At 39.1% G+C, this 24,830-nt stretch carries 19 protein-coding genes; 6 read left to right on the forward strand and 13 right to left on the reverse strand.

The window, feature by feature from the left end; genetic code table 11:
• Positions 1 to 150 precede the first annotated feature (150 nt).
• Positions 151 to 495 carry an ATP-binding protein gene (locus A0J48_RS18840; protein WP_325078892.1) on the forward strand — a complete coding sequence of 115 codons (345 nt, stop codon included), beginning with the start codon at positions 151 to 153 and terminating at the stop codon, positions 493 to 495.
• A 31-nt stretch (positions 496 to 526) separates the two neighbouring features.
• On the opposite strand, the gene A0J48_RS18845 is transcribed toward A0J48_RS18840, so the two are convergent.
• The 5 genes from A0J48_RS18845 to tnpA form a co-directional block, all read right to left on the reverse strand.
• Positions 527 to 1,108 carry a hypothetical protein gene (locus tag A0J48_RS18845; RefSeq protein WP_200325749.1) on the reverse strand — a complete coding sequence of 194 codons (582 nt, stop codon included), beginning with the start codon at positions 1,106 to 1,108 and terminating at the stop codon, positions 527 to 529.
• A 56-nt stretch (positions 1,109 to 1,164) separates the two neighbouring features.
• Entirely contained in the window at positions 1,165 to 2,409 is a 1,245-nt protein-coding gene (locus tag A0J48_RS18850; RefSeq protein ID WP_200325751.1) for an urease accessory protein UreH domain-containing protein, read from the reverse strand.
• A gap of 238 nt (positions 2,410 to 2,647) precedes the next feature.
• Positions 2,648 to 3,457, reverse strand: a complete 810-nt coding sequence (locus A0J48_RS18855; protein ID WP_200325753.1) for an SDR family oxidoreductase — start codon at positions 3,455 to 3,457, stop codon at positions 2,648 to 2,650.
• Between the two features lie 376 nt (positions 3,458 to 3,833).
• Positions 3,834 to 4,286, reverse strand: a complete 453-nt coding sequence (locus tag A0J48_RS18860) for a hypothetical protein (protein WP_200325755.1) — start codon at positions 4,284 to 4,286, stop codon at positions 3,834 to 3,836.
• Positions 4,287 to 4,860: 574 nt separating this feature from the next.
• Positions 4,861 to 5,265 (reverse strand): IS200/IS605 family transposase, encoded by a 405-nt coding sequence (gene tnpA, locus A0J48_RS18865; protein ID WP_200325757.1) that lies wholly within the window; start codon positions 5,263 to 5,265, stop codon positions 4,861 to 4,863.
• A gap of 205 nt (positions 5,266 to 5,470) precedes the next feature.
• On the opposite strand from tnpA, the gene A0J48_RS18870 reads away from it, so the two are divergent.
• Positions 5,471 to 7,147 (forward strand): alpha/beta hydrolase, encoded by a 1,677-nt coding sequence (locus A0J48_RS18870; protein WP_200325759.1) that lies wholly within the window; start codon positions 5,471 to 5,473, stop codon positions 7,145 to 7,147.
• Between the two features lie 1,155 nt (positions 7,148 to 8,302).
• Here the strand turns inward: A0J48_RS18870 and A0J48_RS18875 are convergent.
• Complete coding sequence (locus A0J48_RS18875) at positions 8,303 to 8,584, reverse strand: Npun_R1517 family heterocyst differentiation transcriptional regulator (protein WP_016948939.1); 282 nt, start codon at positions 8,582 to 8,584, stop codon at positions 8,303 to 8,305.
• 1,042 nt (positions 8,585 to 9,626) lie between these two features.
• Here A0J48_RS18875 and ndhM point away from each other — a divergent pair.
• From ndhM to A0J48_RS18895, 4 genes are all read left to right on the forward strand, one after another.
• Positions 9,627 to 9,983 carry an NAD(P)H-quinone oxidoreductase subunit M gene (gene ndhM, locus A0J48_RS18880; protein ID WP_325078878.1) on the forward strand — a complete coding sequence of 119 codons (357 nt, stop codon included), beginning with the start codon at positions 9,627 to 9,629 and terminating at the stop codon, positions 9,981 to 9,983.
• A 256-nt stretch (positions 9,984 to 10,239) separates the two neighbouring features.
• The gene (locus A0J48_RS18885; protein ID WP_200325761.1) at positions 10,240 to 12,216 is read left to right on the forward strand and encodes a PP2C family protein-serine/threonine phosphatase; all 1,977 of its coding nucleotides are present in this window, start codon (positions 10,240 to 10,242) and stop codon (positions 12,214 to 12,216) included.
• A 249-nt stretch (positions 12,217 to 12,465) separates the two neighbouring features.
• The gene (locus A0J48_RS18890; RefSeq protein ID WP_200325763.1) at positions 12,466 to 14,046 is read left to right on the forward strand and encodes a CHAT domain-containing protein; all 1,581 of its coding nucleotides are present in this window, start codon (positions 12,466 to 12,468) and stop codon (positions 14,044 to 14,046) included.
• Between the two features lie 200 nt (positions 14,047 to 14,246).
• Entirely contained in the window at positions 14,247 to 14,885 is a 639-nt protein-coding gene (locus tag A0J48_RS18895) for a hypothetical protein (protein ID WP_200325765.1), read from the forward strand.
• 547 nt (positions 14,886 to 15,432) lie between these two features.
• Here the strand turns inward: A0J48_RS18895 and A0J48_RS18900 are convergent.
• From A0J48_RS18900 to ntrB, 7 genes are all read right to left on the reverse strand, one after another.
• A complete protein-coding gene (locus A0J48_RS18900; protein WP_200325767.1) occupies positions 15,433 to 16,803 on the reverse strand; it encodes a PrsW family glutamic-type intramembrane protease in 1,371 nt (456 codons plus the stop codon).
• 374 nt (positions 16,804 to 17,177) lie between these two features.
• Positions 17,178 to 17,630, reverse strand: a complete 453-nt coding sequence (locus tag A0J48_RS18905; RefSeq protein WP_200325769.1) for a nitrate reductase associated protein — start codon at positions 17,628 to 17,630, stop codon at positions 17,178 to 17,180.
• A 92-nt stretch (positions 17,631 to 17,722) separates the two neighbouring features.
• Positions 17,723 to 18,181 carry a phosphate-starvation-inducible PsiE family protein gene (locus tag A0J48_RS18910; protein WP_200325771.1) on the reverse strand — a complete coding sequence of 153 codons (459 nt, stop codon included), beginning with the start codon at positions 18,179 to 18,181 and terminating at the stop codon, positions 17,723 to 17,725.
• 271 nt (positions 18,182 to 18,452) lie between these two features.
• Complete coding sequence (locus tag A0J48_RS18915; protein WP_200325773.1) at positions 18,453 to 20,633, reverse strand: molybdopterin oxidoreductase family protein; 2,181 nt, start codon at positions 20,631 to 20,633, stop codon at positions 18,453 to 18,455.
• A 161-nt stretch (positions 20,634 to 20,794) separates the two neighbouring features.
• On the reverse strand, positions 20,795 to 21,640 hold the full coding sequence (locus A0J48_RS18920) for a nitrate ABC transporter ATP-binding protein (RefSeq protein ID WP_200325775.1): 846 nt from the start codon (positions 21,638 to 21,640) through the stop codon (positions 20,795 to 20,797).
• A 226-nt stretch (positions 21,641 to 21,866) separates the two neighbouring features.
• Positions 21,867 to 23,837: an ABC transporter ATP-binding/substrate-binding protein gene (locus A0J48_RS18925; protein WP_200325777.1), complete on the reverse strand. Its 1,971-nt coding sequence runs from the start codon at positions 23,835 to 23,837 to the stop codon at positions 21,867 to 21,869.
• A 44-nt stretch (positions 23,838 to 23,881) separates the two neighbouring features.
• Positions 23,882 to 24,724 carry a nitrate ABC transporter permease gene (gene ntrB / locus A0J48_RS18930; RefSeq protein WP_200325779.1) on the reverse strand — a complete coding sequence of 281 codons (843 nt, stop codon included), beginning with the start codon at positions 24,722 to 24,724 and terminating at the stop codon, positions 23,882 to 23,884.
• Positions 24,725 to 24,830 lie beyond the last annotated feature (106 nt).

Here is a 24,830-nt window from a genome sequence, read left to right on the forward strand (position 1 = left end):
TATGTTGAAAAAATCATTCGAGAATTTGGAAAGGAATATAAAATTAATTTTGCTTAGGTACTTATCAAACCTCAAGCGGCAAAAAAATCAATTCGGATAGAAAGTAAGTTACCTGTTGATTTACCTGAGTTATATATAAATGAAAGACGCATTCGCCAAGTGTTGATTAATCTGCTCAATAATGCCGTGAAATTCACACCCGTAGATGGACAGATTACCTTAGAAGTCATTACCCCAACAGCGAGCGAGGAACAACATTATCTACAAATTGCTATCAGAGATACAGGGATTGGTATCGCCCCAGAAAATCTTCAGAGAGTATTTGAGCCTTTCATTCAAGTCGATAGTAGACTCAATCGCACCTATGAGGGTACGGGGTTAGGATTGACTCTTGTCAAACGCATCGTCGAACTGCACGGGGGATATATTACCTTAACCAGTGAGTTAGGGGTGGGTAGTTGTTTTGTCATTGAGTTGCCGATACCAAAAAGCTAAGGAGCATTTTGTGTAAGTTTTGTACTGCACACTACTGTCTTGTAACTGCTTGAACTAAGAACAATACAATACCTATAGATAAAAGTATAATTGCCACAATAATTATAGGCTTTGTAAAATTTACTATCTCAGCTTGTTGTTGATTAGTTTCTATCACATTTTCTCCGGCTGCTGGTACTGCTTTACCTGTGGCTACGGTGACTTGAAATTTTAACTCAAATGGTCGAAAATTCCCTGCTGTCAATGGATTTCCACTTAGTTGCAGTTCATAGACTCCTGGTTTGGGAAAAGTAATTTCTGCTCCTGGTATGCCTAGATACCGTTCAGCATCAACGGGTTTTAAAGGAGGTTCAAGTAGTGCGGGTTCTCCTGGTGTATGGGGTTCGGCATAAATAGCCAACTGGCAATTACACTCTTTGAGGGGCAATACCTGACCACCTTTGCGAGTTAGCGCAAACCAAGTTTGAGCAGTTTCACCAGCACGGGGGTTATCATTAGGTTCAATGTGGATAGTACCACCAACATCACCTGCTATTTTTACTGTATGGGCAGCAGCAATAGGTAGGAGTGTGAATGAAGTAAATAACAAAACTAGTAATAATTTGTAATTCATAATTACATAGTGAATATGGAATATGGAATAGGCAGAAGTTTTTTAATTTTTAATTTTTAATTTTTAATGGATTTTTTATCTGTCTTATTTGGAGGAAAATAAAATTTTTCGATTCTAAAAATTGACCAAAAAAATGGTGATCGCACTAATAAAACACCCAGGGTAATTATTCCTAATAATAAAGCTGCCAATTTATTACCCCAAGTCAATCTTAAAGCACCCAGATAATGAGAACCAATCAATACTGCATGAATGCTAGTCAATAACAAAGCCGGAACACTCAAAAGATGAATTGTCCGCCAAATCTTACCTAAAGACTTTTGCAGAAAATCAAAACTGGTAAAAGCCGCAGGACTTATCAACACCAAAGCTACAGCACCTGCACTCATTCCCCATTGAAATTCTACCGGTAAGAACCAAACAGCGGCTAAATTCCAATTGAGAGAATGTTCTATATTATGAATGGTATGTACCACCGAAAGCACAAACGCTCCTACTCCTAAAGCCCGACGGTAGCGCATAGGTGATGAACACAAACCACTAATAGGACGGGCAATTAACGTCAAAATTAAGCAAATTAGAGCAGCGTGTCCACTGTAATCTACCATTGTGTCACCGGTTCGCAACAGGGTAATTACACCAATGATTAGTGTCACCCAACCACCCAAGCGAAATAACTGACTGCGCCGATCTTTACTCATTAAGGAAGTAGAAACACTTACTCCCAACATTGTCGGCAAAGTTCCCAAGCCAAAAGCTAACATGGTAATAGCACCTTGCCACAAATTACCTGTCGCCGCAGCTTTAATTTGAGCAACGTATAAAAAACCGCAAGGCATTAAACCCCAAGTCATGCCCAAAAGTGCTGGTGTCCAAGATTTTGTATGTAAAGATAGCTTCACCATTCCCGCGCTCAAGCGGTTATGCAAACTACCTTTCAATAAGGGGTGTAATAAAGGAATAGGCGGTAATAAGTCTGGTTGAAGTTGTCCTAAACCAAACCAAATCAGCATCATGCCAGTAATTATTGCTATCCAGCGACGCAAATCGCTACCAATACCTGCTAATTGTCCACCTTCAATTAATACTGAACCTAGAGCGCCAATACCTGCGCCGACTAGAGCATAACTCAACATTCGCCCTAAGTTGAGCAAAATATGAAATTTTAATTGCCGTTGCCAACTCTGAGTTTCTTCTTGATGGGAAAGGGAAAACGCAACTGCTAGGGGTCCACACATCCCAAAGCAATGTCCAAAACTCCCCAGAAAGCCCAGAATGGTAATCGGCAATAAATCTAGCATAAGTAAAGTTCTGAGTCCTGGGTTATTAGTTCTGAAGCCAAGTCAGAACTTTTATAGATGGCAAATCTACTTTAAATTGGTAATTCTGTCAAAAGACAAGTTGTAAAACTTTGTGTTCAGATGATCAAAGTTAAGTAGGTAGGCGTTAAAAATTGTCGTTATGACAAGGCAAGAGGCAAGAGGTTTTTAGGTTAATTTACTTTTCTTTACATACTTTGGTTTTTTCCCGTCGTTCTACTTACTTAATTTTCCCAAGCATAATCTTACCAACTAAAGATCGCCATAATTGATCTGGAAGTATGGCGTGTAGGAAGAAATAAGCCTCACCATAAGGAGAGTAACGCAGTCTTGCTGATTGATCAGTTGCTGCGCGATAAATTGTTTTTGCCACCCCTTCTGGTGGTGCTAAATAGTCATCAAGTTTTTTTGTGAACTGCTGTAAATTATTTATCATTTGTGCATAGTCAGGATGGGTAGCCCAAATTGTGCCGTGATTAAAAAAGTTAGTTTTGATACCACCTGGTTCAATAATTTTTACCTGAATGCCAAAGGAACTTAGTTCATAGCTGAGAGACTCAGAAAGTCCGTCTACAGCCCATTTTGTTGCGTGATAAGAAGAAGTTAGCGGAAAAGCTAGACGACCACCAATGGACGAAACATTGATAATTGTACCTTTCCCTTGTTGGCGGAAAACTGGAATAACTGCTTGGATAGTGGATACAAGCCCGAAAAAATTTGTTTGAAACTGTTGTTGTAACTGCTCAGGTGTGACGGCTTCTAGAGGTCCCATGAGCGCATATCCAGCGTTGTTAACCAAAACATCAATATGCCCAAAATGCTCTAATGTTTCGCTGGTTGCAGTAGTAATCGTTTCAGGTTTTGTGAGATCAAGATATGGACAGATCAGGTTATTTTCCTTTGCCAAAGTTTCAGCTTTATTGGGAGACCGCATTGTTGCTGAAACGTTCCAGCCTTTCTGGAGAAAATACTTGGCTGTTGCTTCACCAATACCACTGGAAGCTCCTGTAATCAAAACCGTTTTACTCATCGTTACCCTCTAGTCAAATTTTGCTATCACGTAGTTTAAACTGTGGAGTATACTCTACGCACCATTTTAGTATCCAGGAGTAGAGACTATTTTAGTGACCGGGAATTTTAGATTTTAGGGACTTCCAACTAAAAAAATATTCCATCGTTTGGGTCAGCAGGGGAAGCAGGGGGCGCAGGGGAGGAAAAATCTCATACTCATATTGGTTCTCACTCATTGAATAATTTAATTTCTGGAAGTCCCTATATCTTCGGAAGCTGCGGTATTATCAACCCAGGAATTTACCAAAAAATATTAAACATTCTTTTTTCACAGGTGCCGCACAAATTATAGTCAATGCTGCTACTAATTTGTGAGCAAGAAATGTGTTAACAACTCAATCACCGACTTGATTACTTGGTTGTTTAGGAAATGTCAAAGTCCAGTTTTGGGGATTATTAAGTTGAAAATATAAACCTTGGAAAATCATTTTTACGGCAATGCGACTTCTAATATAGTGCTTGATTAAATGCGTTCCTGTGTCTGCAAAAACATCATTATAATTTTGGCTATATCCAAACGGACGAGAACAGTATTGACGATTATCTGGAATAGATAACATAAAAAATTCGGTCTCTTTATATTCATCAGGGACTTTAAATATTCCATATACATGATGTTCACCCAGCCAAGGTTTAACAACAACCTGAGTCGCTTGTATTTGGAAGTTTTGTTTTTTTAACCTCAGTAAAGTCACCAGACTACAATTAGAATCATTTACAGGCCACCAAATAATAATAATCAAGAAAGAAATCAGCAAAATTAAGCCATAAATAAGAGTACGGCGCATATTACAATCCTATACAAATTAATTGAAACAATTGATATAAAGCCTCACCTTTTCAGTCCAAAAGTTTTTGGATCTGGGTATAAATCCCTGTTACAACAACAGACTCCTGCCTTAGTTAAGAAAATGGATTCAGAATCCTAGACACTTCCGCAAGTCCGCAATCTAGCTCCTAATTATTTTATACAGCATATTCAGACCAATCAGGTACAAATTTTTATGACAAAGCCTTGCACGAAAAGGGTTTTACTGATGACTGCTGCTGTATTTAATTATGTTTATAAGAAAAAAGGCTGAAAACCCTTGAGGCTTCGCCGTGAGCGTCAGCCGAACGGTTAAGTTTTTACGCCACGCTCCAAAACTTAACCGTCCTTTAGGCAAGGGATGAAAGCCATTTGAGGCGTTTACGCCTCAGTGATTTTAACTAAGTAGGTAGGCGTTAAAAATTGTCGTTATGACAAGGCAAGAGGCAGTGGTTCGACTTCGCTCACCAACCGGAGGCAAAAGGCAAGAGAGAAGAGGTTTTTAGGTTAATTTACTTTTCTTTACATACTTTGGTTTTTTCCCGTCGTTCTACTTATTTTCTTTGTTGAGCAATGTAGTGTTTAACTGTTTCTGTACAAATATTGCCAGCAGTGCTAACAAAATAACTAGGAGACCACAAAGTAGGAAGTTTTAGCAACTCAGGAAATTCTTTTCTCAAGAAATGAGATGCCCTTCCCTTGATTCTGCTCATGATTTGAGATGGGTTATCAGTTGGTTTAGCGTTAATAAACAGGTGTACATGGTCTGGCATTATTTCCATCGCAATGATTCTCCATCTATTTTCATTGCAAACATCACAGATGATCTGCTGGAGTCTTTCGGCTATTACTCCGGTGAGAACTTTTTTTCGGCGTTTAGGTATAAAAACAAAGTGGTAGTTAAGCAATGAAACTGCGTTGCCTTCGTGCCTGTATTCATCTGGAGAAAATTTAGCCATTCTAGAAATTACCCTTGCTTGGTATATATAGATAGTGTATATTAAACAATATCTAAAAACATTAAGGAGGTGATTAAGTAGTGCTGGTATTAGAGTACAAAGCCAAATGCAATCAAAGCCAAAAACTAGCTATCGGAGTGTCAAAATCGTAGTCAAAAACTCCAAAAACAGCTACAATCCCTGAAGTTGAGGTGCAGTTTTAAAAATGTCTACAAAAAAAAGCTGGAAAAATCTAAAGATAATTGCAGGTTTATTCAGTGCGATACCTGCGGTGAGCGTAGCTATGACACTGACACAGTTAGTATTCACAAACTCTTCCGCACAAGCAGCAGATAAACTAGTTGTGCGCTACGGACCCTTGGAAGAATCCGCTTCCCTTGCAGATTTAAAAACAGCTGCCCAAACAGGAGAACTACCCGCTAGTTTAGGCACTTACACCAAAAGATTAACCAAACAGCAACGCAATTTTCTAGTGCGAGGCTTAAAAACCAGAGTACCTGTGAATGTTGTCACTCTCAATCGGTTACTGAATACTCAACTGGGTAATACCGTTCTCAATGACATTTCTCAAGCTTTAGTCCGCGAAGACAAAGCTGGAGTTCAAGCAATCAGAGCAGGTTTAATTTTAGGTGCTAACTCACCCCAGGGTCTATCCGTACTCAGTTTTATTGCTGCCTATCCCAGCCAAAACCTGGAAATTAACGTACCACAAGCGTTAACAGTGGCACGAACTTTAAATATGGCTTTTTGGCGGACTCAGCAGTTTATGCTGACTATGACTCCCCGAATCGACCCTAGCAAACTCAAACTAGCTTATTCCTTAGATCCTACGCAACCAGGAAGCGCCCAAGTACAAATACTGAACTTGAATTTAAATGACGAAAAGCGCCAACGTCAAATTCCCCTCGATATTTACTGGTCAAATTCTGCAAGTACCGAAAAACCCGTAATTGTCTTTTCTCATGGTTTTGGTTTAGTTCGTACAGATTTGCGTTACTTAGCAGAACATCTTGCATCTCATGGTTATGTGGTTGCAGCTTTAGAACACCCTGGCAGTAATTTCACCAGTAGGGAATTAGCACTTAAAAACAAAACTCCGCTGCTAAAACCCCAGGAATTTGTAGATAGACCGCGAGATATTAGTTTTGTTGTTGATGAATTAGCAAAACTCAACCAAACCGCAAATAACCCATTACAAGGAAAACTACTAACCAATAATGTCATGGTTGTCGGTTATTCTTTTGGCGGTACTACAGCATTAGCATTAGGTGGTGGTGAATTGCAAATTGCTAGTCTTAAACAAAGCTGTGAGCAAAATGCCGCTAAATTGACTTTGTTACAAAATTTCTTGTGTGTAGCTAAAGAATTACCAGAAAATAGCTACCAACTGCGAGATGAAAGAATAAAACAGATCGTAGCTTTAAGTCCTGCGACTTCTTTATTATTTGGTGAAACCGGTTTAACAAAAGTGCAAGTACCGACTCTAGTTTTGACAGGTTCAGCCGATGACATCACCCCAGCGTTAAGTGAACAAATTATCAGTTTTGCAAAAGTTCCCTCTCCTAAATGGTTGGTGGCTGCGGTTGGTGGTACTCATTTGAGTGTGGTAGATCCTAACATCACTTCTGATCCGCAAGGAAAAACCAACTCATCCATTCCTAGTCGGGAAGTAGTGGGTAAACAAGCTGCTGATGTTCGTAAATATGTCAAGGCTATTACTTTAGCAATGGCAGCGCAGTTAACTCCAGAAGCGAGTAAATATTCTGTTTTTCTTAGTCCTGATTATGCTCAAATTGCTTCAACTCCTGTTTTTCCATTTCGTCTACTGACGGAAATTCCTCCTAGTGTCATGGGTGTGATACCAGGACGGATGGAAAAATAAAAAGGCTTGGAAGGGAAACCAAGCCCAGACTTCACTCAGGGTAAAATATACCGTTAGTTTATAAATTTTAAGCAATTTAAACATCCTCCTTAAGGAGTAATCTTAAACCTAGTACGACCGTGAATTCAAAATGAATACAGCGTCAGCTTTTTAGTAATTCGGAATGGCTGGTTTATATCATGTTCGTTTGAATAGTTATCATAAGTAGGTGGGCAGAATAAAACCAAACTGTGTAAAGAAAAGTAAACAAGGCTAAAACCCTTTTTCCCCCTGCTCCCTGCCTTATCCCAACGACAATTTTTAACGCCAACCTACTTATCTATTGGGGCTATTAATAGGGAATCAAGACATAGCACCTACTGACGAAAGATTTATATCGTCAGTGATTAGCCGAACTTGATATTATTTCCGCCGTTATTTTGAATACTTAGTATAAAAAAGGCTTGGTACTTTACCAAACCTTAATCACAGAAGTGAAAGACTCTGGCAAATTTAATCATTCATTACCTTGATAATTCATCTACCTTAATAAATAACCCAAGTTGCTAGTACCGACTTTCATGGTTAATTTACCTAAAAATCGCTGTCAGTGAGTTAACTTAATTCAATCTTATTTGATTTTTGATCTAAGTAGATCGGCGTTAAAAATTGTCGTGATGATAAGGCAGGAGGCAGGAGGCAGCTATGCTGGAGGGAAGAAGTTTTTAGGCAACTTTACTTTTTGATACATACTTCTGTTTCTTCGCGCCTTTCTACTTATCTTTAATCTAGACTGCCAGTATTGTCTTGAGAACTTCGATACAATAATTGGTAAAATGCACCCGAGTTTGCTATCCAACTACACTCAATAGATAATAATGACGGGAACGAAACCCTGTATTCAATTCCCCTGGGTGTAAATTTCAACAACTCTAGCCCATATTGAAAGCAGAAGGCAACCTGATTGAGTAGGTTCTCAACCATTGGTAGTCAAAAAAAAGGAATAATGTAGATGCTTTCTTGAACTTATATGAAGTGATATTTTCACTTGTATTTGTAGAGTTAGATTATACAAGCTAACTCCTAATCGGCGCAGATTGCTAGGTGCAAGCCTCAATAAATTCGCTAATTAATGCTCAATTCAGAATTTGCCTCTACTCAAAATCACTCCCTTAACTATTGGCTGTTATCAGCAAAGTTCCGTAAGCGCATCAGCTGTCGTCTCATTTGAGGGGATGCTTTGAACTCAGAAACCTCCTGTGCCTTTACAGACGCTTGCAGTGTTTCCAAAAAATCATCAGATCCTTCAGTCAGTGCATCTAGCAGCACCTGCAAAAGTTGTTCGCGATCGCCCAATAGACTTTTTTCCTCAATCAAACGGAATTTAAGATGAATTTCGCACTCATAAACACCCACTTCGAGATTATTGATTTGGCGCGGTAATGCTTTGGAGTTCATAGTCTTGAGGATTCCTTTACTTGGTGTTCATGCCGATGAGAAGCCAGATATCCAGAAAAAAATTCTTCATATCTCTTTTGAATACAAAGAAGTGTTTAAATGTGAGAGTGTTTCTTCATCCATCATATTTGCATTCCATTTCTTTCTCCCCCCTATTTTTGTTCCTACTGGATTTTTACTGTCTAGATTTTGATCATCCTGTGCTAGTTATGGCATATCTTCAGTCCTAAACTATTATTCAGTTTTTCAGATTCCATACAATAAAGTTTCTGTAAGAAGTTGTCACACCTTTTTAAAAGTTTTTACATCAACTTTATCTAAACGTCAATAACCGTTTAAGTTTTTACGAGTAATACAGTAATCTTACTTAAGAAGAATTACCGTTATTTTATCCTGGATTAAAGCTGGCTAAGATTATTGACCATTTCAGTAAAACTACTATATGTGAGTTTTTTGTCAGTAAATTGAGGAGGAGGTAATTAGTGAAAGAAGGTTGAACTCTAAAAATTTTTTCTGGAAAATTACCTACGGACTTAGGCTTATTATTCTAAACCAGAATTTCACCAAAAAGTATAGATGGTGTCAAAAACTACTAGTGATACTGAGAAAGCTATGAAGAGGGTGTAGGATGTAGGGTGTAAGGGCTTTTCTTCTCTCATTTCACCTTATACCCTACCCTAGCAAAACCTTAATTTTTCGTTCTTTTGCGTAAGTCCTGGGAGGGAAAGTAGACAAGGAAGATTTTATACGCTTTTTCCCCAAAAAAATAGGCAAATTAAATTTTTCACAGCTTAGTACCTTTGAAAACAACCTAGTACTGGATATGGTGCGAGACTAAGAAAAAAACACATTTATCAACTCAGGAACTGCGCCAGGTGCATTACTAACGAATTGTTTTGATTGAATCTGCTAACCTACAGATGAGGATATTGTTTAATTGGAAGTCCCTAAAGCAGTTAAAGGCAACAATTTGAGAGAACCAAGGTCAATCACAGCAGTTAAAATGATTGCAGTGTAATCAACCAAAATCTTACACATTTTTATGGATAACCCGATGCTGCTCAAGTCCACAACCCGTCATATTCGCATTTTTGCGGCGGAAATGGATAAAGATGAACTAGTTCCTAGCAATCATGTCTTGACTTTAGATATTGATCCAGACAACGAATTTAACTGGAATGAAGACACGCTACAGAAAGTTTATCGCAAATTTGATGAACTAGTAGAAGCTTCCAGTGGCTTAGACCTAACAGATTATAACTTGCGCCGGATTGGTTCAGACCTAGAGCATTATCTGCGATCGCTCTTGCAAAAAGGGGAGATTAGCTACAATCTCTCTAGCCGCGTTAATAACTACAGCATGGGATTACCTCAAGTGGCTGCTAACGCAAACCAATAAGGTTCAGAGTTATTCTGGGTGAGTTATAAAATTTATAATTTGGTAACTCACCAAAAACAGGAATAAAGCAGGAAGCAAAAGACACCCATGCAAGAGATAATACATTATTCTCCTCTGCTCCCCTGCTCCCCTAAACCCTTTTGGACTAAAATCATGATCCAAAGTTGGATATATTGAGTGTAAAAATACGAGCGGTCTAAATTGACGCTACTCATGCTGTTAAATAAATTGCCAATCGCTGATCGGTGCGACAAATATGGAAAATGACGCGGCAACGCTCTCCTGCCCAAATGAATATTGTCAAGCTGCTAACCCGCTGACCCACAAGTATTGCCAGCGATGTTCCACCTCCTTACCTAAGCGTTACCTGTGGGCGGTGGGAGAAAGTTTGAATCTGGGTAGTCCTGGAGAAATTTTAGCCGATCGCTACTTGGTGATTAGTGAATCAATTATTTTTGATCTCAAACCTGGTTTAGTACCCCAAATACCGGAATTAGATTATGCCTATCAAATTAAAGCTTATCTAAAACTAATTCCTTATCGTTTACATATACCCCAGGTATATGGGATACTTTCTCTCGATGAGAGCCAATCTCAAACCAAGGTATTACTGCTAGAAAAACCACCCCTCCAAGGGGATAGTACAGACTCTCAAGTAAATCTGTGCCACCAGTTAACAACAGCATGGGGTGATGCCTCATCAATGCGGCAAATGAATTGGCTCTGGCAGATGGCTAATTTGTGGCAACCCTTGTTGACTGAAGGAGTAGCTTCTAGCCTATTAAGTCCTCACCTGTTGCGAGTTGAAGGGGCTTTAGTCAGGTTACTAGAATTGCATTTTGATTCCCCTACAGCACCAACATTGTCTCAATTAGGAGCATTTTGGGAACAATTAGTCAAAGATGCCAAACCTGCCATTGCTGAATTCCTCAAGCAAATTAGCGATGCTCTAATTCAGGGAGAAATCAGTTCATCTGAGCAATTAATAGCAGTCTTAGATCAAGGATTAGCAGGATTAGGGACAGCCTCATCTGGGCGAAATGCGCCCACCCAAAGCACCAGCATTAAAATTATTACCCAAACTGATACAGGCCCTAGTCGGCAACGTAACGAAGATGCTTGTTATCCTTCTAGCGGCATTCTTGTGAGTAAACCGCCCCAGCAAACAGCGTTCGCTATCGTTTGTGATGGCATTGGTGGACACGAAGGGGGTAACATAGCATCCAATTTAGCAATTGAAACCATTCACCAACAAATCACCCAATTAACTTCTGTTCCTTATGAAAATATAGACCCATTGCTACTGCTCAATGATCTAGAACAGGCAGTATCTATTGTCAATGATAAAATCAGCCAACGCAATGATACTGAACATCGCCAAGGGCGGCAACGGATGGGAACTACTTTGGTGATGGCTTTGCCCATTGCCCACGAAATTTATATTACCCATATTGGTGATAGCCGTGCTTATTGGATTACTCGCCACGGTTGTTATCAAGTTACTCTGGATGACGATGTGGCTTCCCGTGAGGTGCGCTTAGGCTATGCTATTTATCGTGAAGCATTACAACATAGTGGGGCTGGCTCTTTAGTCCAAGCTTTAGGTATGAGTAAGAGTGCTTCATTGCATCCCACTTCTCAACGATTTATCATTGACGAAGATGCTGTTTTTTTGCTCACAACTGATGGGTTAAGTGATTTTGACCGAGTGGAAGAGTCTTGGGAAACAGAAATATTACCCGTTCTCGCTGGTGATACAAACATAGAAAATGTTGCCTCTCGGCTGATAGAAATTGCCAATACAAAGAATGGACATGATAATTCGACCATTGCTTTGGTACATTATCAAGTCAAATACACTGAACCTGAGATTAAACTGCAAGCATATATTTCTGCTGTTGCTGCTAACAAAACTGTAGACTTGACATCCAGAGCAACCGATCAGGCAAATTCAGACAATACACATCAGCAAACTCAAGTCATTCCAGAAACCAAGCCTGTCCGCGCTGCTCAACTGCCGCTACAGTTACTAATTATTTGCGGGGTGTTATTAGCTGCTGGCTCTTTAGGATATTGGCTGAAAATGCAACGGCAGCTACCATCGAGAATAGCTGATCCACCAACTTCATCTCCCAGCCCGCAGTCCACAAATTTAGCACCGGAATCAACACCTTTAGAAACGCCAGCAGATTTATTGCCATCTCCAGTGAGTCAATCACCTCCATCTCAGTGAGTAAGCTGGAGCGTTTTTGGTAACACACATTGTTTCTACAATGTTCCCAACAAAGTAACGGTAGATGACACAGGAAGCCTACACTGTATAAGAAGGCTCAGTGTAGGTACTTCACTAAATTATGATCACCGACATAGGATATGATAATGCAGGTGAAGAACAAAATCCAAAATTCACTAGATCCAAATTTTTTTGCAGACAAAGTTTATTGTCAATTACTTGTTCTTAGAGTTTAGTTTCCACAAACCCATGTCCTGCCTGAATGTGGCGATCGCTCGTCTAGTAAATACTGGCACTGATAATTTCGCCATTTGGGTTGTCAAAGCTCCCTATCCCAGTGGTTATGTTTTGCGCGACTGTGTGTTTTCTGCTGAACTTGGCCAAATTTGGCAAGAATGGCAGCAGATGTTTGCTGGTCATAGTCCCCTAGATATTTCTTCGGTTTCCACATTACCAGGAGTAAACACATTACCGATTGGGGTAAGTTCACCCTTGGTCGGTTCAACTACCAGTCCTTACAGTAGTAGGTTGATGCAATTTCTGGGTATAAATTTATGGCGTTGGGTATTTGATGGGGCAATTCTGGGCAGTTTAGAACGCAGTCGCGGCATGGCTATGGGTCAAAATAAGCATTTGCGTTTTCGCTTGGAAATTCGTGACCCTGATCTGATTGCTCTGCCTTGGGAAATTATGCAGCGCGAACCTGGCCAATCAGCAATATCTCTTTCCCAAGATATTCTATTTAGTCGTACTACCAGTGAAGTTGAACCCCTACCAAATTTACGAGCAGACCCGGCGTTGAATGTCTTATTGGTGTTAGGACATGATGACAATCTGGAATTAGAAAAAGAAGCTGCTATTCTAGAAAAAATATTGTCAGAATCTAGTTTATCTGGGAAAAATTCTGTAGCTGCCTGTAGGGTGAAAACACTCTTGCAACCCACTCCAGAAAAGTTAATTCAAGAGTTAGAAACCAAGGCATATAATGTCTTTTTTTTCGCTGGTCACGGTCTACCTGCTGTGGATGGTGGTTTATTATTCTTGGGTGAAAATATGACCCTAAATGGGATAGAATTAGCCCAAGTATTAACTCGTACAGGTGTAAAACTGGGGGTTTTTAATGCCTGCTGGGGAGCGCAACCAGCGGTAATCAATCAACAGGTTATCCCTGCTAGTAGTTTGGCTGAAGTGCTAATCCGTCATGGTGTACCTGCGGTGTTAGCGATGCGAGATGAAATTGCTGACCAAGAAAGTCACAGTTTTATCAAAGCTTTTGCACAAGCATTGCGATCGCGTAAGCCAATTGATGAAGCAGTGGCAGCAGCCAGACAAGAACTGTTAACAGTATATAAGTTCAATCAACCAGCTTGGACTCTGCCAGTCCTCTACCTACATCCAGATTTTCATGGTGAATTGATTAAAAGTGTGGATGAAGGAATTACGGAATTACCAGATACTGCTATTTCAGGTATTAATTCCCCAAAACCTACAGCCTGTTTGCGATCGCTTTCACCAGAGGGGAAAACTTGGTTACTCCGTTCTGGTGTGACTCGTATTGGTCGCACCAAAGACAATGATATTGTCATTCCTGAACTTTATGTTTCCAAACGCCACGCGGAAATCCTCTGCCGGAATATTTTTGCTGGTGGTCAACCAGTTACCACTTATTACCTGCAAGATTTTTCTACCTATGGAACAACTTGGTGCTTAGGCCCGAATGGTTGGCAACAAATCCTCCGCGAAGAAGTGCCTTTGATATCGGGAATGCAATTAAAATTTGGTAGTGCTAAAGGTGAAACATGGGAGTTTTTGATTGAAGGAGATAGGTGACAGGTGACAGGTGACAGAGAAGAAGCAGGGGAGCAGGGAGCAGGGAGCAGGGGGAAAAATCAAGTCAAAAGTCAAAAGTCAAAATTAAGAACTCTTGCCTTTTATCTATGCCCAATGCCCAATGACTGAATTGTTTTTGCGGAAATTTGATTTTTATAGTTGTAGCTTTCAACAAGGCTAATAAATTGTGAGGCAAGAAGATGATTAATAAAATTAATGGTTTAGATATTTGCAAATTTTTACCAACTGCAACGCATTTAGAGTTATTAGAAGGACTACTACAACCTGAAGATGGGACTTATCCGTGGAATCTGGTAGATGAAGGGTCAGAATCCTATTTTCATGAACTGGAACAACAATTTGGATGCGATGATTTGCTCTCAGAAGATTTAACTAGGCGTTCAGAAGATTTTTATCACAATTTAGACGCACTCTGGGATCAAGTTTATCATTCTAAAACTGATCATGATGAAAAGCCATCTAAAAGTCTACAAACAACCTTACATAATGCTTTTGCTGCTTTAGTCCCTGCCAATTGGCTCAATACTATCGCCCAAAAAGCAGTGGAAATTATCAATTTAGAACTATCAGCCAGTGAACAATTAGTAGAATGTGTGCAAAGTTTAGTGCCAAATTTCGCCACAGAAGATTTATGTGTTTTAGTTCGTCATTTTGAACCCGCAATGCGAAGTTATGACCAAAACAAATTGGCAGTTCTCATCAGCAATATTGAAAATCGCGGCTGGACGGGCTTATCAGAAATAGAACAGGCCAAAGCAGCTTTTGCGATCGCTCAATATGCCTTCCAAGAACTTTCTGATTTAGATAATAAATCCTGAGATTATACTTTCATTAATGGGTTTTAATGAAGTGAGTATGGCGAGTATTTATGATTAATTGTGCCGCTATTCTTCTGTGTCTGATACCATTTGTCAGCTTTGAGCAGTCAGCAATAAAAACCTCTTACTACCAGGCTTTATGATTAAACTTTTTAGCTCATTTATCTGCAATATGCTGTAAATTGGTGCGGACAATTTTCATTTTTTACTCACAATTTTTGCAGCATAGTCTACATATAGACTAATAGGAATAATTTTCCATCTATCCTAAGATATAGATGGGAGAAAAGGGTGTGGGGTGTGGGGGAGAAAAAATTCAAAATTCAAAATTCAATATTAAGAACTTTTGCCTTTTGCCTCCAATTCCCCCATAAATTATTTATAGCCGTGGACAGGGTGGTTAGGATATCAATTGTTAGCGCAGCTTGGCGTAAGCCATTCATGAAACTCCCACGAAAAGAGGGTTTTACTCCTGACTCCTGACTCCTGACTCCTGACTCCTGACTCCTGACTCCTGACTCCTGACTCCTGACTCCTGACTCCTGCTTTATTTGGGTTCGAGAAAGCGAGTAGCGAAATTTTGCGATCGCGTTGGTGATAGTACCCGTGCTTTGAGGATGGCCGCCATCAAAAAAGCGTAGGATAAAACACCCACAATTACCAATAGCAGCGCATTAATAGAACCTGTAGCATTCCATAAAGCGTGAAGTGCGGAGGCACTCAAATAACCAACGGCAAGAATTTGCCAACCCATCAACGGCTTCAGGACAGCTAAACCGATAAAATAACCCAAATAGCCGCTGTAAGCCATGTGTCCAGCCACAGAACCCAAAATGCGGGGAATTAACAGTTGTAAACCTACCAGTTGACCAGCCCCTACGCCTGATTGTTGGGTAACATTTTGTGTGATGACTGGTACATATTGACCAAGAGTTTCCAGCAAAGTGAAACCTACAGCGGAAGCAGTTCCTAACAAAATACCGTCTAAAGGTTCCCAAACACCTATACGTTCTTTCCAAGGTGATGGCAACGAGTTACCGATGAAATAAGCTCCTAATACTGGTAATGCCTTGAGAAACTCTTCCATCAAACCAGCGCCGAAAAACATTCGCACCAGTAATTCTGTAAAGGTAATTGACTCTTGAGATGAGGGTAAACTACCAGGAAGAATGACGCGAAATACAAAGATAAAAAAATCTAATAATGGACTGAGCAAAATTAGCATTGTACTCAATGCCATAGCGATGAGTACCCACCAAGGCTTCTGTTTACCGCAAAGTTGGTAAACAAAATAGTAAGCAGCAGAAGCGATGTAAGAACCCACAATCACTTGATTGGCCTGGGGATTACCTACAGTACCGAACATCAGCACGACAAAGATAACTGTTAATATTCCTGGTACAAGGTAAGCTTTGCGAGTCAAATCTTTACCAGTAGAAATAATGGGAAATAGCTGTGTGAAGCTAACTGAGTCATGCTGTGATTGGCGTTGCTGGTTTTTGGCAGAGGCGATAATTGTGCCTTGGTTAGCTGTCATTACTGTAGGTTGCGGGACAAATTCATACTCAAAGATGAATTCAGGTCCATCAGCACCCAGAGAAATGCGATCTCCTTGGTGCAGTTCTTGAGAACCTTGCAAAAGTTTTCCATTTAAAAAAGTGCCATTAGCACTATTCAAATCGCAAATCACCCAACTGAATCTGCTATCTGGAGATAAAGAGAGGGGACGAACCGCCGCATGACGACGAGATACCATCCGGTACATCATGGCATCCAAGACAACTTGGCAGCTGGGGTCGCGTCCAATGACCATTTCTTGATTGGGAAGCAGCGAGTAGCGAGATTCTGACCCAGAAGCTACGACCTTACTAGACACTAGCCGCAGAAATGCATTATGTCTTGCGTTTTTGCCTGTCATCGAGTTAGTGAGTGTGTCTAAACAAATTCTATGGCTTACGCCGAGCTACAGTATCAAATGTTGTGGTAGTAGACTTAGCCTTATAAACAGCAGCACCATTGATAAATACACTATAACTTCACTAAATGTAGCTTTGCTCCAATTTAAAATACAAAATACCAAATTTACAACTATTTGAGGGTGTAGGGTGTAGGGGAGAAAAAATTTCAACATTCAAAATGCCTCTTTCAGAGGATCTACGTTAACAAAATTCAAAATTAACAAATTTGTGAATCCTGATAGCATAGCTTGACGTATAGCTAAACTCTAAACTCTAAACTCTTAACTGTTAACTCAGCACTCAGCACTCGGTACTCAGCACTCGGTACTATCGACTAAACCAGATTAAATTCTGCCATTGCTTTGGAAAAGTTTTTGTTTTCGTGTCCTGAACGGCTAAGTTTAATCAGCGCAAACCTTTGTAATGGTGTTAAATTTTGCCAATTTTGTAAAGTGATAGTGACACCCATTTCCTGCGCTTTATCCTGAACACTGGGTGGTACATTTGTTGCGTCCATCCAAGACGGAAGAGGTTCTACGGGTAATTTAGTAGCTGGTGTTCCTGTCAGGTTCAAAATTAAGTCTTGTAAATACTCTTGGTAAGATTGAATTTCTGTTTCGGTTGCACAAGGCAGTTCAACTAAATTAGCACGTTCTGATAGATTCATTTGATTCCAATCAGACAATCTCAGCTTGATACCACAGGTATCTAATTTGTAACGTACCTGCATGGGTATACAGCGTAGGTTATCAACAAAATCAGCTTCAAATGCAAATAATTCTTTCATACAGGTTCAATTCCAAGATAGTAAAATAAGGATGGAGAGAATAATACTGGTGTGATCTTAATTTCTTAGTCTTTCCTGCCCAGATTAGTAGTTTAATGTTCTCTTTTTGAATTACTGCTGCGAATAATGAAATAGCTAATTGATAATGAAAGAATAGCAATTCCTAAGCCGATAATTTCTATGCCTTCTGTTGCTTTTAGATCGAGAATAATTATTTTTCTGGCAATAGCAATTAAGGAAGTTACAATTACTAACTCAACTTGTAAAACGTGCTTTTTGAGATAGCCAGTGATATTTTCTAAAATTTCCAAGGCAATCAAGATATTGAGAAATAAACCAAATACTTTAAATAGATTCTGACTAAAACTTCCTGCTGATGGAGAAAGTATTTCTTTACCTATAAATAATACTAAGTCAGCCAAGGCAGCAAAAATTATGACCAGCATCATTAAAGATAGTACTTTTGATACTACTACCTCTACATTTTCTATCAAATGTATAAAGTTTTCATCGCTAGTAAGTTGTGTAAGTTGTTTGAGTAGTCTTCTCATTTTTTGGTAGTCCCTTTACTAGATATTTTAGAAAATACACATATAAAATAAAAATCCTATAGATGAATCTAAAGGATAAATTTTTTTTATTTGAGTAAAGTTTTTATCTTGATAAAAATCAAGTTTTTCAAGTTTATTAGTTGAGTTTGCAGACTACACATTTAACAAATAAAATATTGTTATATCTTGATTATTAGAAAATATAATCATCAGCATTAATAATTTATTATGGTTAAATTTGTAATTTTTAATTGAGAATATATTCAAGAGTTTAACATTGAGAGGACAAAACTTGATAATTTTTAGCAGTTGTTTTTACAGAAATAGGTAATAGCTGCACAGCACAAGCTTTTAATTCAGGCTGTAAAGAATCAGGACAAGATGCTGAGTGAGTAAGAGCATTAGATTCCGCCTCTTCTGCCCACAGTTTACCCCAGTGCATAGGGACAAACACAGTACCAGGAGTAATAGCCTTAGTAATTTTAGCAGGAAACTTAGCTTGACCACGACGCGATCGCACTTCCACTAACTGACCGTCAATAATACCCAACTGTGCTGCATCACGGGGATGAATTTCTATAAACGGTTCTGGGTGCATTTGGCGAATTTTTTCAATTCTACCTGTGCGTGTTTGGGTGTGCCAATGTCCATATAATCTTCCTGTAGTTAATACAAAAGGATAATTAGGATCAGGTGGTTCAGCTAAACCTTGAGAATAGTACGCACCAAATTTAGCACGTCCATCTGGGGTATGAAATCGTAAATTTGTATATAATCTTTTAGTTTCTGAATTACTACCTTGGGAAAAAGGCCAATGGGTTGCACCATTTGTAGTTAAAAATTCATGACTCAAACCCGACATATCACAAGGACGCTGACGAGTTAATTGGACAAATTCTTGATAAACTTCCGCTGAATTTTTATAATTAAACTTATCTGGAAAACCTAATCTTTTTCCAACTTCTGCAAAAATTTTCCAATCAGCTTTTGCTTCTTTTGGTGGTGGTTGAAAAGCTGGACAGAGAGTAACGCGACGTTCAGAATTAGTCATGACACCAGTTTTTTCACCCCATTGTGCCGCAGGTAATAAAAGATGGGCATAAGCAGTGGTTTCCGTGGGATAATAGGCATCTTGATAAATCGTAAAAGGTGATTTTAATAAAGCTTTTTTAGTGCGTTCTAAATCTGGCATACTTACAGCGGGATTAGTTGCAGCTATCCAAAATAAACCCACATTTCCAGATTCTAAACCTGTAATCATATCCCAAGCAGTTAAACCGGGAATAGGGGAAATTTGACCTCTTTCTAAACCCCAAAAATCTTCAACTTCTGTGCGATGCTGTTCATTTCTTACTAACCGATAACCCGGTAATAAATGGGATAAACCTCCTGCTTCTCTCCCTCCCATTGCATTAGGTTGACCAGTCAGAGAAAAAGGACCTGCACCGGTTTTACCGATTTGTCCGGTCATTAAATGTAAATTAATAATAGTTCTAACTTTTGCCGTACCTTCAGAAGATTGATTGACCCCCATTGACCATAAAGAAAGTACAGATTTGGATTTACCCCAATATTTAGCAGCAGTTTCTAAATCTTCAATACTAATACCACATTGACGGGCAACAATATCAGGAGAATAATGGCGAATTACTTCTGTGTATGCTGGAAAATTGCTAGTACAATCATCAATAAAAGCTGTATCTATATAATTCCATTTCATTAATAAATGGGCAATACCATTTAATAAATCAATATCTGTACCGGGACGAATAGCTAAATGTAAATCTGCGGCTTCTGCGGTAGGTGTGCGACGGGGGTCAACAACTACCATTTTGACGTGACGATTTTTCTTGTGATATTTCGCTAATCTATTAAAAACAATCGGATGGCATTCTGCGGTATTTGTACCAATCAAAAAAGCACAGTCTGTTAATTCCAAATCATCGTAACAACAAGGAGGCCCATCAGAACCAAAACTTTGAATGTACCCAGATACCGCACTAGACATACAAAGACGGGAATTAGCATCAAAGTTATTAGTTCCTAAACAACCTTTGAGTAATTTTTGAGCAATATAATAATCTTCTGTTTGAAATTGTCCAGAACCATACATACAGATAGATTCTGCACCATGATTAACTAATGTTTTTTGAATATTTTGGGTGATAATGTTAAAAGCTTCGTCCCAGCTAATACGTTGAAAATCTTGATTTAAGGATTTTCTAAACATGGGATAATGCAATCTATTTTTATGGATAGATTCGGTGACAGTTGCACCTTTAACACATACCATACCTTGACTAGATGGATGGGATTTATCACCTCTCACTCGCCAAGTTGGAGTGCCTTCACTATCTCTATTTGTTGGTTTTCCATGTTGTGCTGGTGGGGTGACTTCTAAGCCACAACCAACACCGCAATAAGGGCAAGCTGTTTTTGTAATTTCTGTCATAATTGTAGATTTTTTTATTGCACGCAGAGACGCAGAGGCGCAGAGAAAATGAGGATGATTTTTGATGTAGGAATATGTTTTCTTTGTGTTCTACCCTGCGGTATCTCCTGACGGAGATTGCGCCTTTGCGTGCGAAAATTATTTTTCTATTCAACTTTTAACTACTCTTCAATATGGGCGCAGCGACGATATAGGAAGTCTAGGGCGTGATTTCTTAAGTGATAATATTCTGGGTTTTCCATGATGCGGCGACGGTTGCGAGGACGGGAGAAGGGTATTTCTAATATTTCGCCAATGTTTGCTGCTGGTCCGTTTGTCATCATGACTAATTTGTCTGCTAGGAAAAGTGCTTCATCAATGTCATGGGTAATCATTAAAACTGTGACTTGATGTTCTGACCAAATTTGTAGGAGTTCTTCTTGTAGTTCTTCTTTGGTGATGGCATCTAAAGCACCGAAGGGTTCATCTAAAATCAGGAGTTGGGGACGAATAGCTAAAGCACGGGCTATGGCTACTCTTTGTTTCATTCCTCCTGATATTTGACTGGGGTTTTTTTGGGCGGCTTCTGTTAGTCCTACCATTGCTAAATGTTCTCTGACTATTGTTCGTTTTTCTGCTTGGGTTTTGTTAGGAAATACGGCATCTACGGCGAGATAAACGTTATCAAATACGTTTAACCAAGGGAGTAAGCAATAGTTTTGAAAGACCATCATTCTATCTGGTCCTGGTTCGGTGATGGGTTGACCTTGTAACCATACGACACCGTTAGTAGGTTTATTAAAGCCAGAAACCATGTTCAGGAGTGTAGATTTTCCACAACCGGAATGTCCAATTAAACAAATAAATTCACCTTCATTTACTTTCAGGTTAATGTCATCTAGGACAGTGTATGGATCTTCGGCGGTGGGGTAAATTTTGTTGACACCATCAATTACTAAAAAGTCTTCTTGTTTTTGATTGCGTAATTGTTGATTTTGGGTGTTTTTCTTAAAGTTTACTACTGTCATGATTTTTTGGTAATGGGTAATTCAATTTTGGATTTTGGATTTTGGATTTTGGATTGTTTTTGTTAACTTCAATCTATAACAGGGCTTACGCACGAGTTACGGAAGAATGAACCACGTTCGCGTAGCTTCCCCTAGGGATAGGCACTAAGAACGCGAAGGAAAGAGGGTTTCAGAGATATTTTGCGTGAGTCCTATATAATCTAAAATTATTCTGACTCCTGACTCCTTACATAAATATTTCTTCAACGCGCAACTGACGTTTAATTTCCAAACTTTTTAGATATTCGATTGGTTCGGAAGGATTAAATATTTTACCATCAAATAGTTGAATGGGTTCTTCCCGTCCAATATCTAAAATTCCTCTTTCTCTTGCGGCTGCACCAAATATATCGGGGCGACAAACTCTGTCAATTATTTCTATCCAGTTTTTAGGAAAAGATACTAAACCCCAACGGGCTAATTGGGTTAATATCCATAGCATTTCATTACGGTCTGGATAGTTGGCTTTATTGAAATAAAACTGATGTGATGTTTGGGTTTTGTGATGATTTAGTTGATAATTGTCTACTAAACCAGGACGTAAATGCAGAGAATTACTACCTAAATAATGAGGATGGGAAATTAATTTGAGAACTTCTTCCCGGTTGCGAATGTCATCACAATATTCACAAGCTGCTAATAAGGCTTTTACTACTGCTAAATGGGTTTGAGGATTTTCTTGCGCCCAGTCTTCTCGCACTCCTAATATTTTGTCTGGATGTCCATGCCAAAGTTCTGATGTAATGGCGATAATAAAACCCAAATTTTGATCAACGGCGTGGGAGTTCCAAGGTTCACCGACACAGTAACCATCAATTTTTCTGTCTTGCAGAGAAGTGACCATTTCTTTTGGTGGAATTACCATCAAACTGACATCTACATCAGGTTGAATTCCACCTGCTGCTAACCAATAGCGTAATAATAAGTTCTGCATTGATGCAGGATGGACAACTCCCAATGTGTGGGTTTTGTCAAGGTCTGCGCTGATAATTTTTTGAAATTCGGCTAGGTTTGTAACCCCATTATTAAATAATTCTTGGCTGAAAGTAATAGCACTACCGTTGCGGGAAAGGGTCATGGCTGTCACCATTGAAACGGGAGTTTTGCCATTTGCACCTAATGTCATAGCTAAAGGCATTCCTGCTACCATTTGGGCAGCATCAAGTTTGCCTGTGGCTACACCTTTGGCGATGTCTTTCCAACTATTTTCTGGGGTTAAATTGACATCTAAACCGTATTTAGAAAAGAAACCTTTCTCTTTTGCAATTATTAAAGGTGCGGCTTGGGTGAGGGGAATATAGCCAATTTCTAAATGAACTTTTTCTAAGTTGTTATTAGAAATAATTGCAGGTGCTGTGGGTTGTTTTTGGCGTTTTTTCGCTTGTTTTTGTTGGTTGAGGAAGTAGATCATTTGATTCCGCAAGTTGTAATAACTGGGATGGTTAACTACTTCCAAACGTTGACGGGGACGGGGGATAGGAACTTCGAGAATTTGCCCAATGTGTGCTTCTGGACCATTGGTCAACATGACAATGCGATCGCTCAATAATAAAGCCTCATCGACATCATGTGTCACCATCACACAGGTAATTTTGTGTTCATTACAAATTTGCATTAATTGTTCTTGTAAATTACCCCTTGTCAGTGCATCCAAAGCACCAAAAGGTTCATCTAACAATAACAATTTCGGACGGGTAGCTAATGCACGGGCGATCGCAACTCGTTGTTTCATTCCCCCCGATAACTCACTAGGACGTTTGTTGGCTGCACGTCGCAACCCCACCATATCAATATGTTCTTCTATTATTCCTCGACGTTCTCCTTGAGGTAAATTTTGATGTACTTCATCCACCGCTAACGCGATATTTTCCCGCACAGTTAACCAAGGAAGTAAGGAATAATTTTGAAAAACCACCATCCTATCCGGACCAGGTTCTCTCACTTCTCGACCATCTAAAGTCACTCCACCAATACTTGCTTGATCTAACCCAGCAATAATATTTAGTAAAGTAGACTTACCACAACCAGAATGACCAATCAAAGAAATAAATTCACCTTCTGAAATTTTCAATTCAATATTTTTTAAAGCAATATATTTACCCCCATTAGGAAGGTTAAATATTCGGTCTACATGGTCAATTTCTAAAAAGCTTTTCATAGGGAACAGGGAATAGGGAATAGGGAATAATTACGAATTACGAATTATTTATGTTCTGTTTGTACAACTTTATCAGCAATAAAAGCCACCATTCTATCGAGAATCAACCCTACCAAACCCACATATACCAATGCGATAATAATCTCACTCAAATTAGTTTCCGTAGTCGTGTTATAGGCATCCCAAATAAATGAACCAATACCCACACCACCAACTAACATTTCTGCGGCGACAATTGCCAACCAAGATAAACCGATGCCAATTCTCAAACCTGTAAAAATATAAGGAACAGTTGCTGGAAAGACTATTTTCAAATAATACTTAAATCCTTTCAACTTTAAAACACGAGCCACATTTACATAATCTTGGGGAATATTTTGTACACCCACTGTTGTATTAATCAAAATTGGCCAAATGGAAGTAATAAAAATCACGAAAATTGCTGAAGGGTTAGCTTGTTGAAAAGCTGCTAGAGAAATAGGCAACCAAGCCAAAGGCGGAATCGTTCTTAATACTTGAAAAATTGGATCTACGGCATTATACAAAAACTTGTTTACACCAATAAAAATTCCTAAAGCAACACCGACAATTACTGCTAACGAAAATCCTAAACCTACTCTACCTAAACTATTAAGTATTTGCCAACCTAAACCTTTATCACTTTCACCATTATCAAAAAAAGGATGAATGATAAACGGATCCCAGGTTTCCGAAATAGTTTCTATTGGTCCTGGCAATTTGAAATTAGGATTTAAACATAACAACTGCCAAATCACCAAAAAAACCGCTAAAGCTACTAAAGGTGGTATCACCTTATTCACCACAAACTTATTAATAGCCTTTTGTTGCTTATTAATAACTTTCCGACTTCCAACACTAGCAGCCATTTATTTCTCCTAAGTAAATTAATAAAAAACAGTAAAAACCTTCCAAACTAAAAAACAGAACACAGAACCAATAAAAAATTATTTATCTTTAATTCCTTCCTCTGCG

The organism is Sphaerospermopsis aphanizomenoides BCCUSP55, from assembly GCF_001586785.1.
In the GTDB taxonomy this organism is placed as follows: domain Bacteria; phylum Cyanobacteriota; class Cyanobacteriia; order Cyanobacteriales; family Nostocaceae; genus Sphaerospermopsis_A; species Sphaerospermopsis_A aphanizomenoides_A.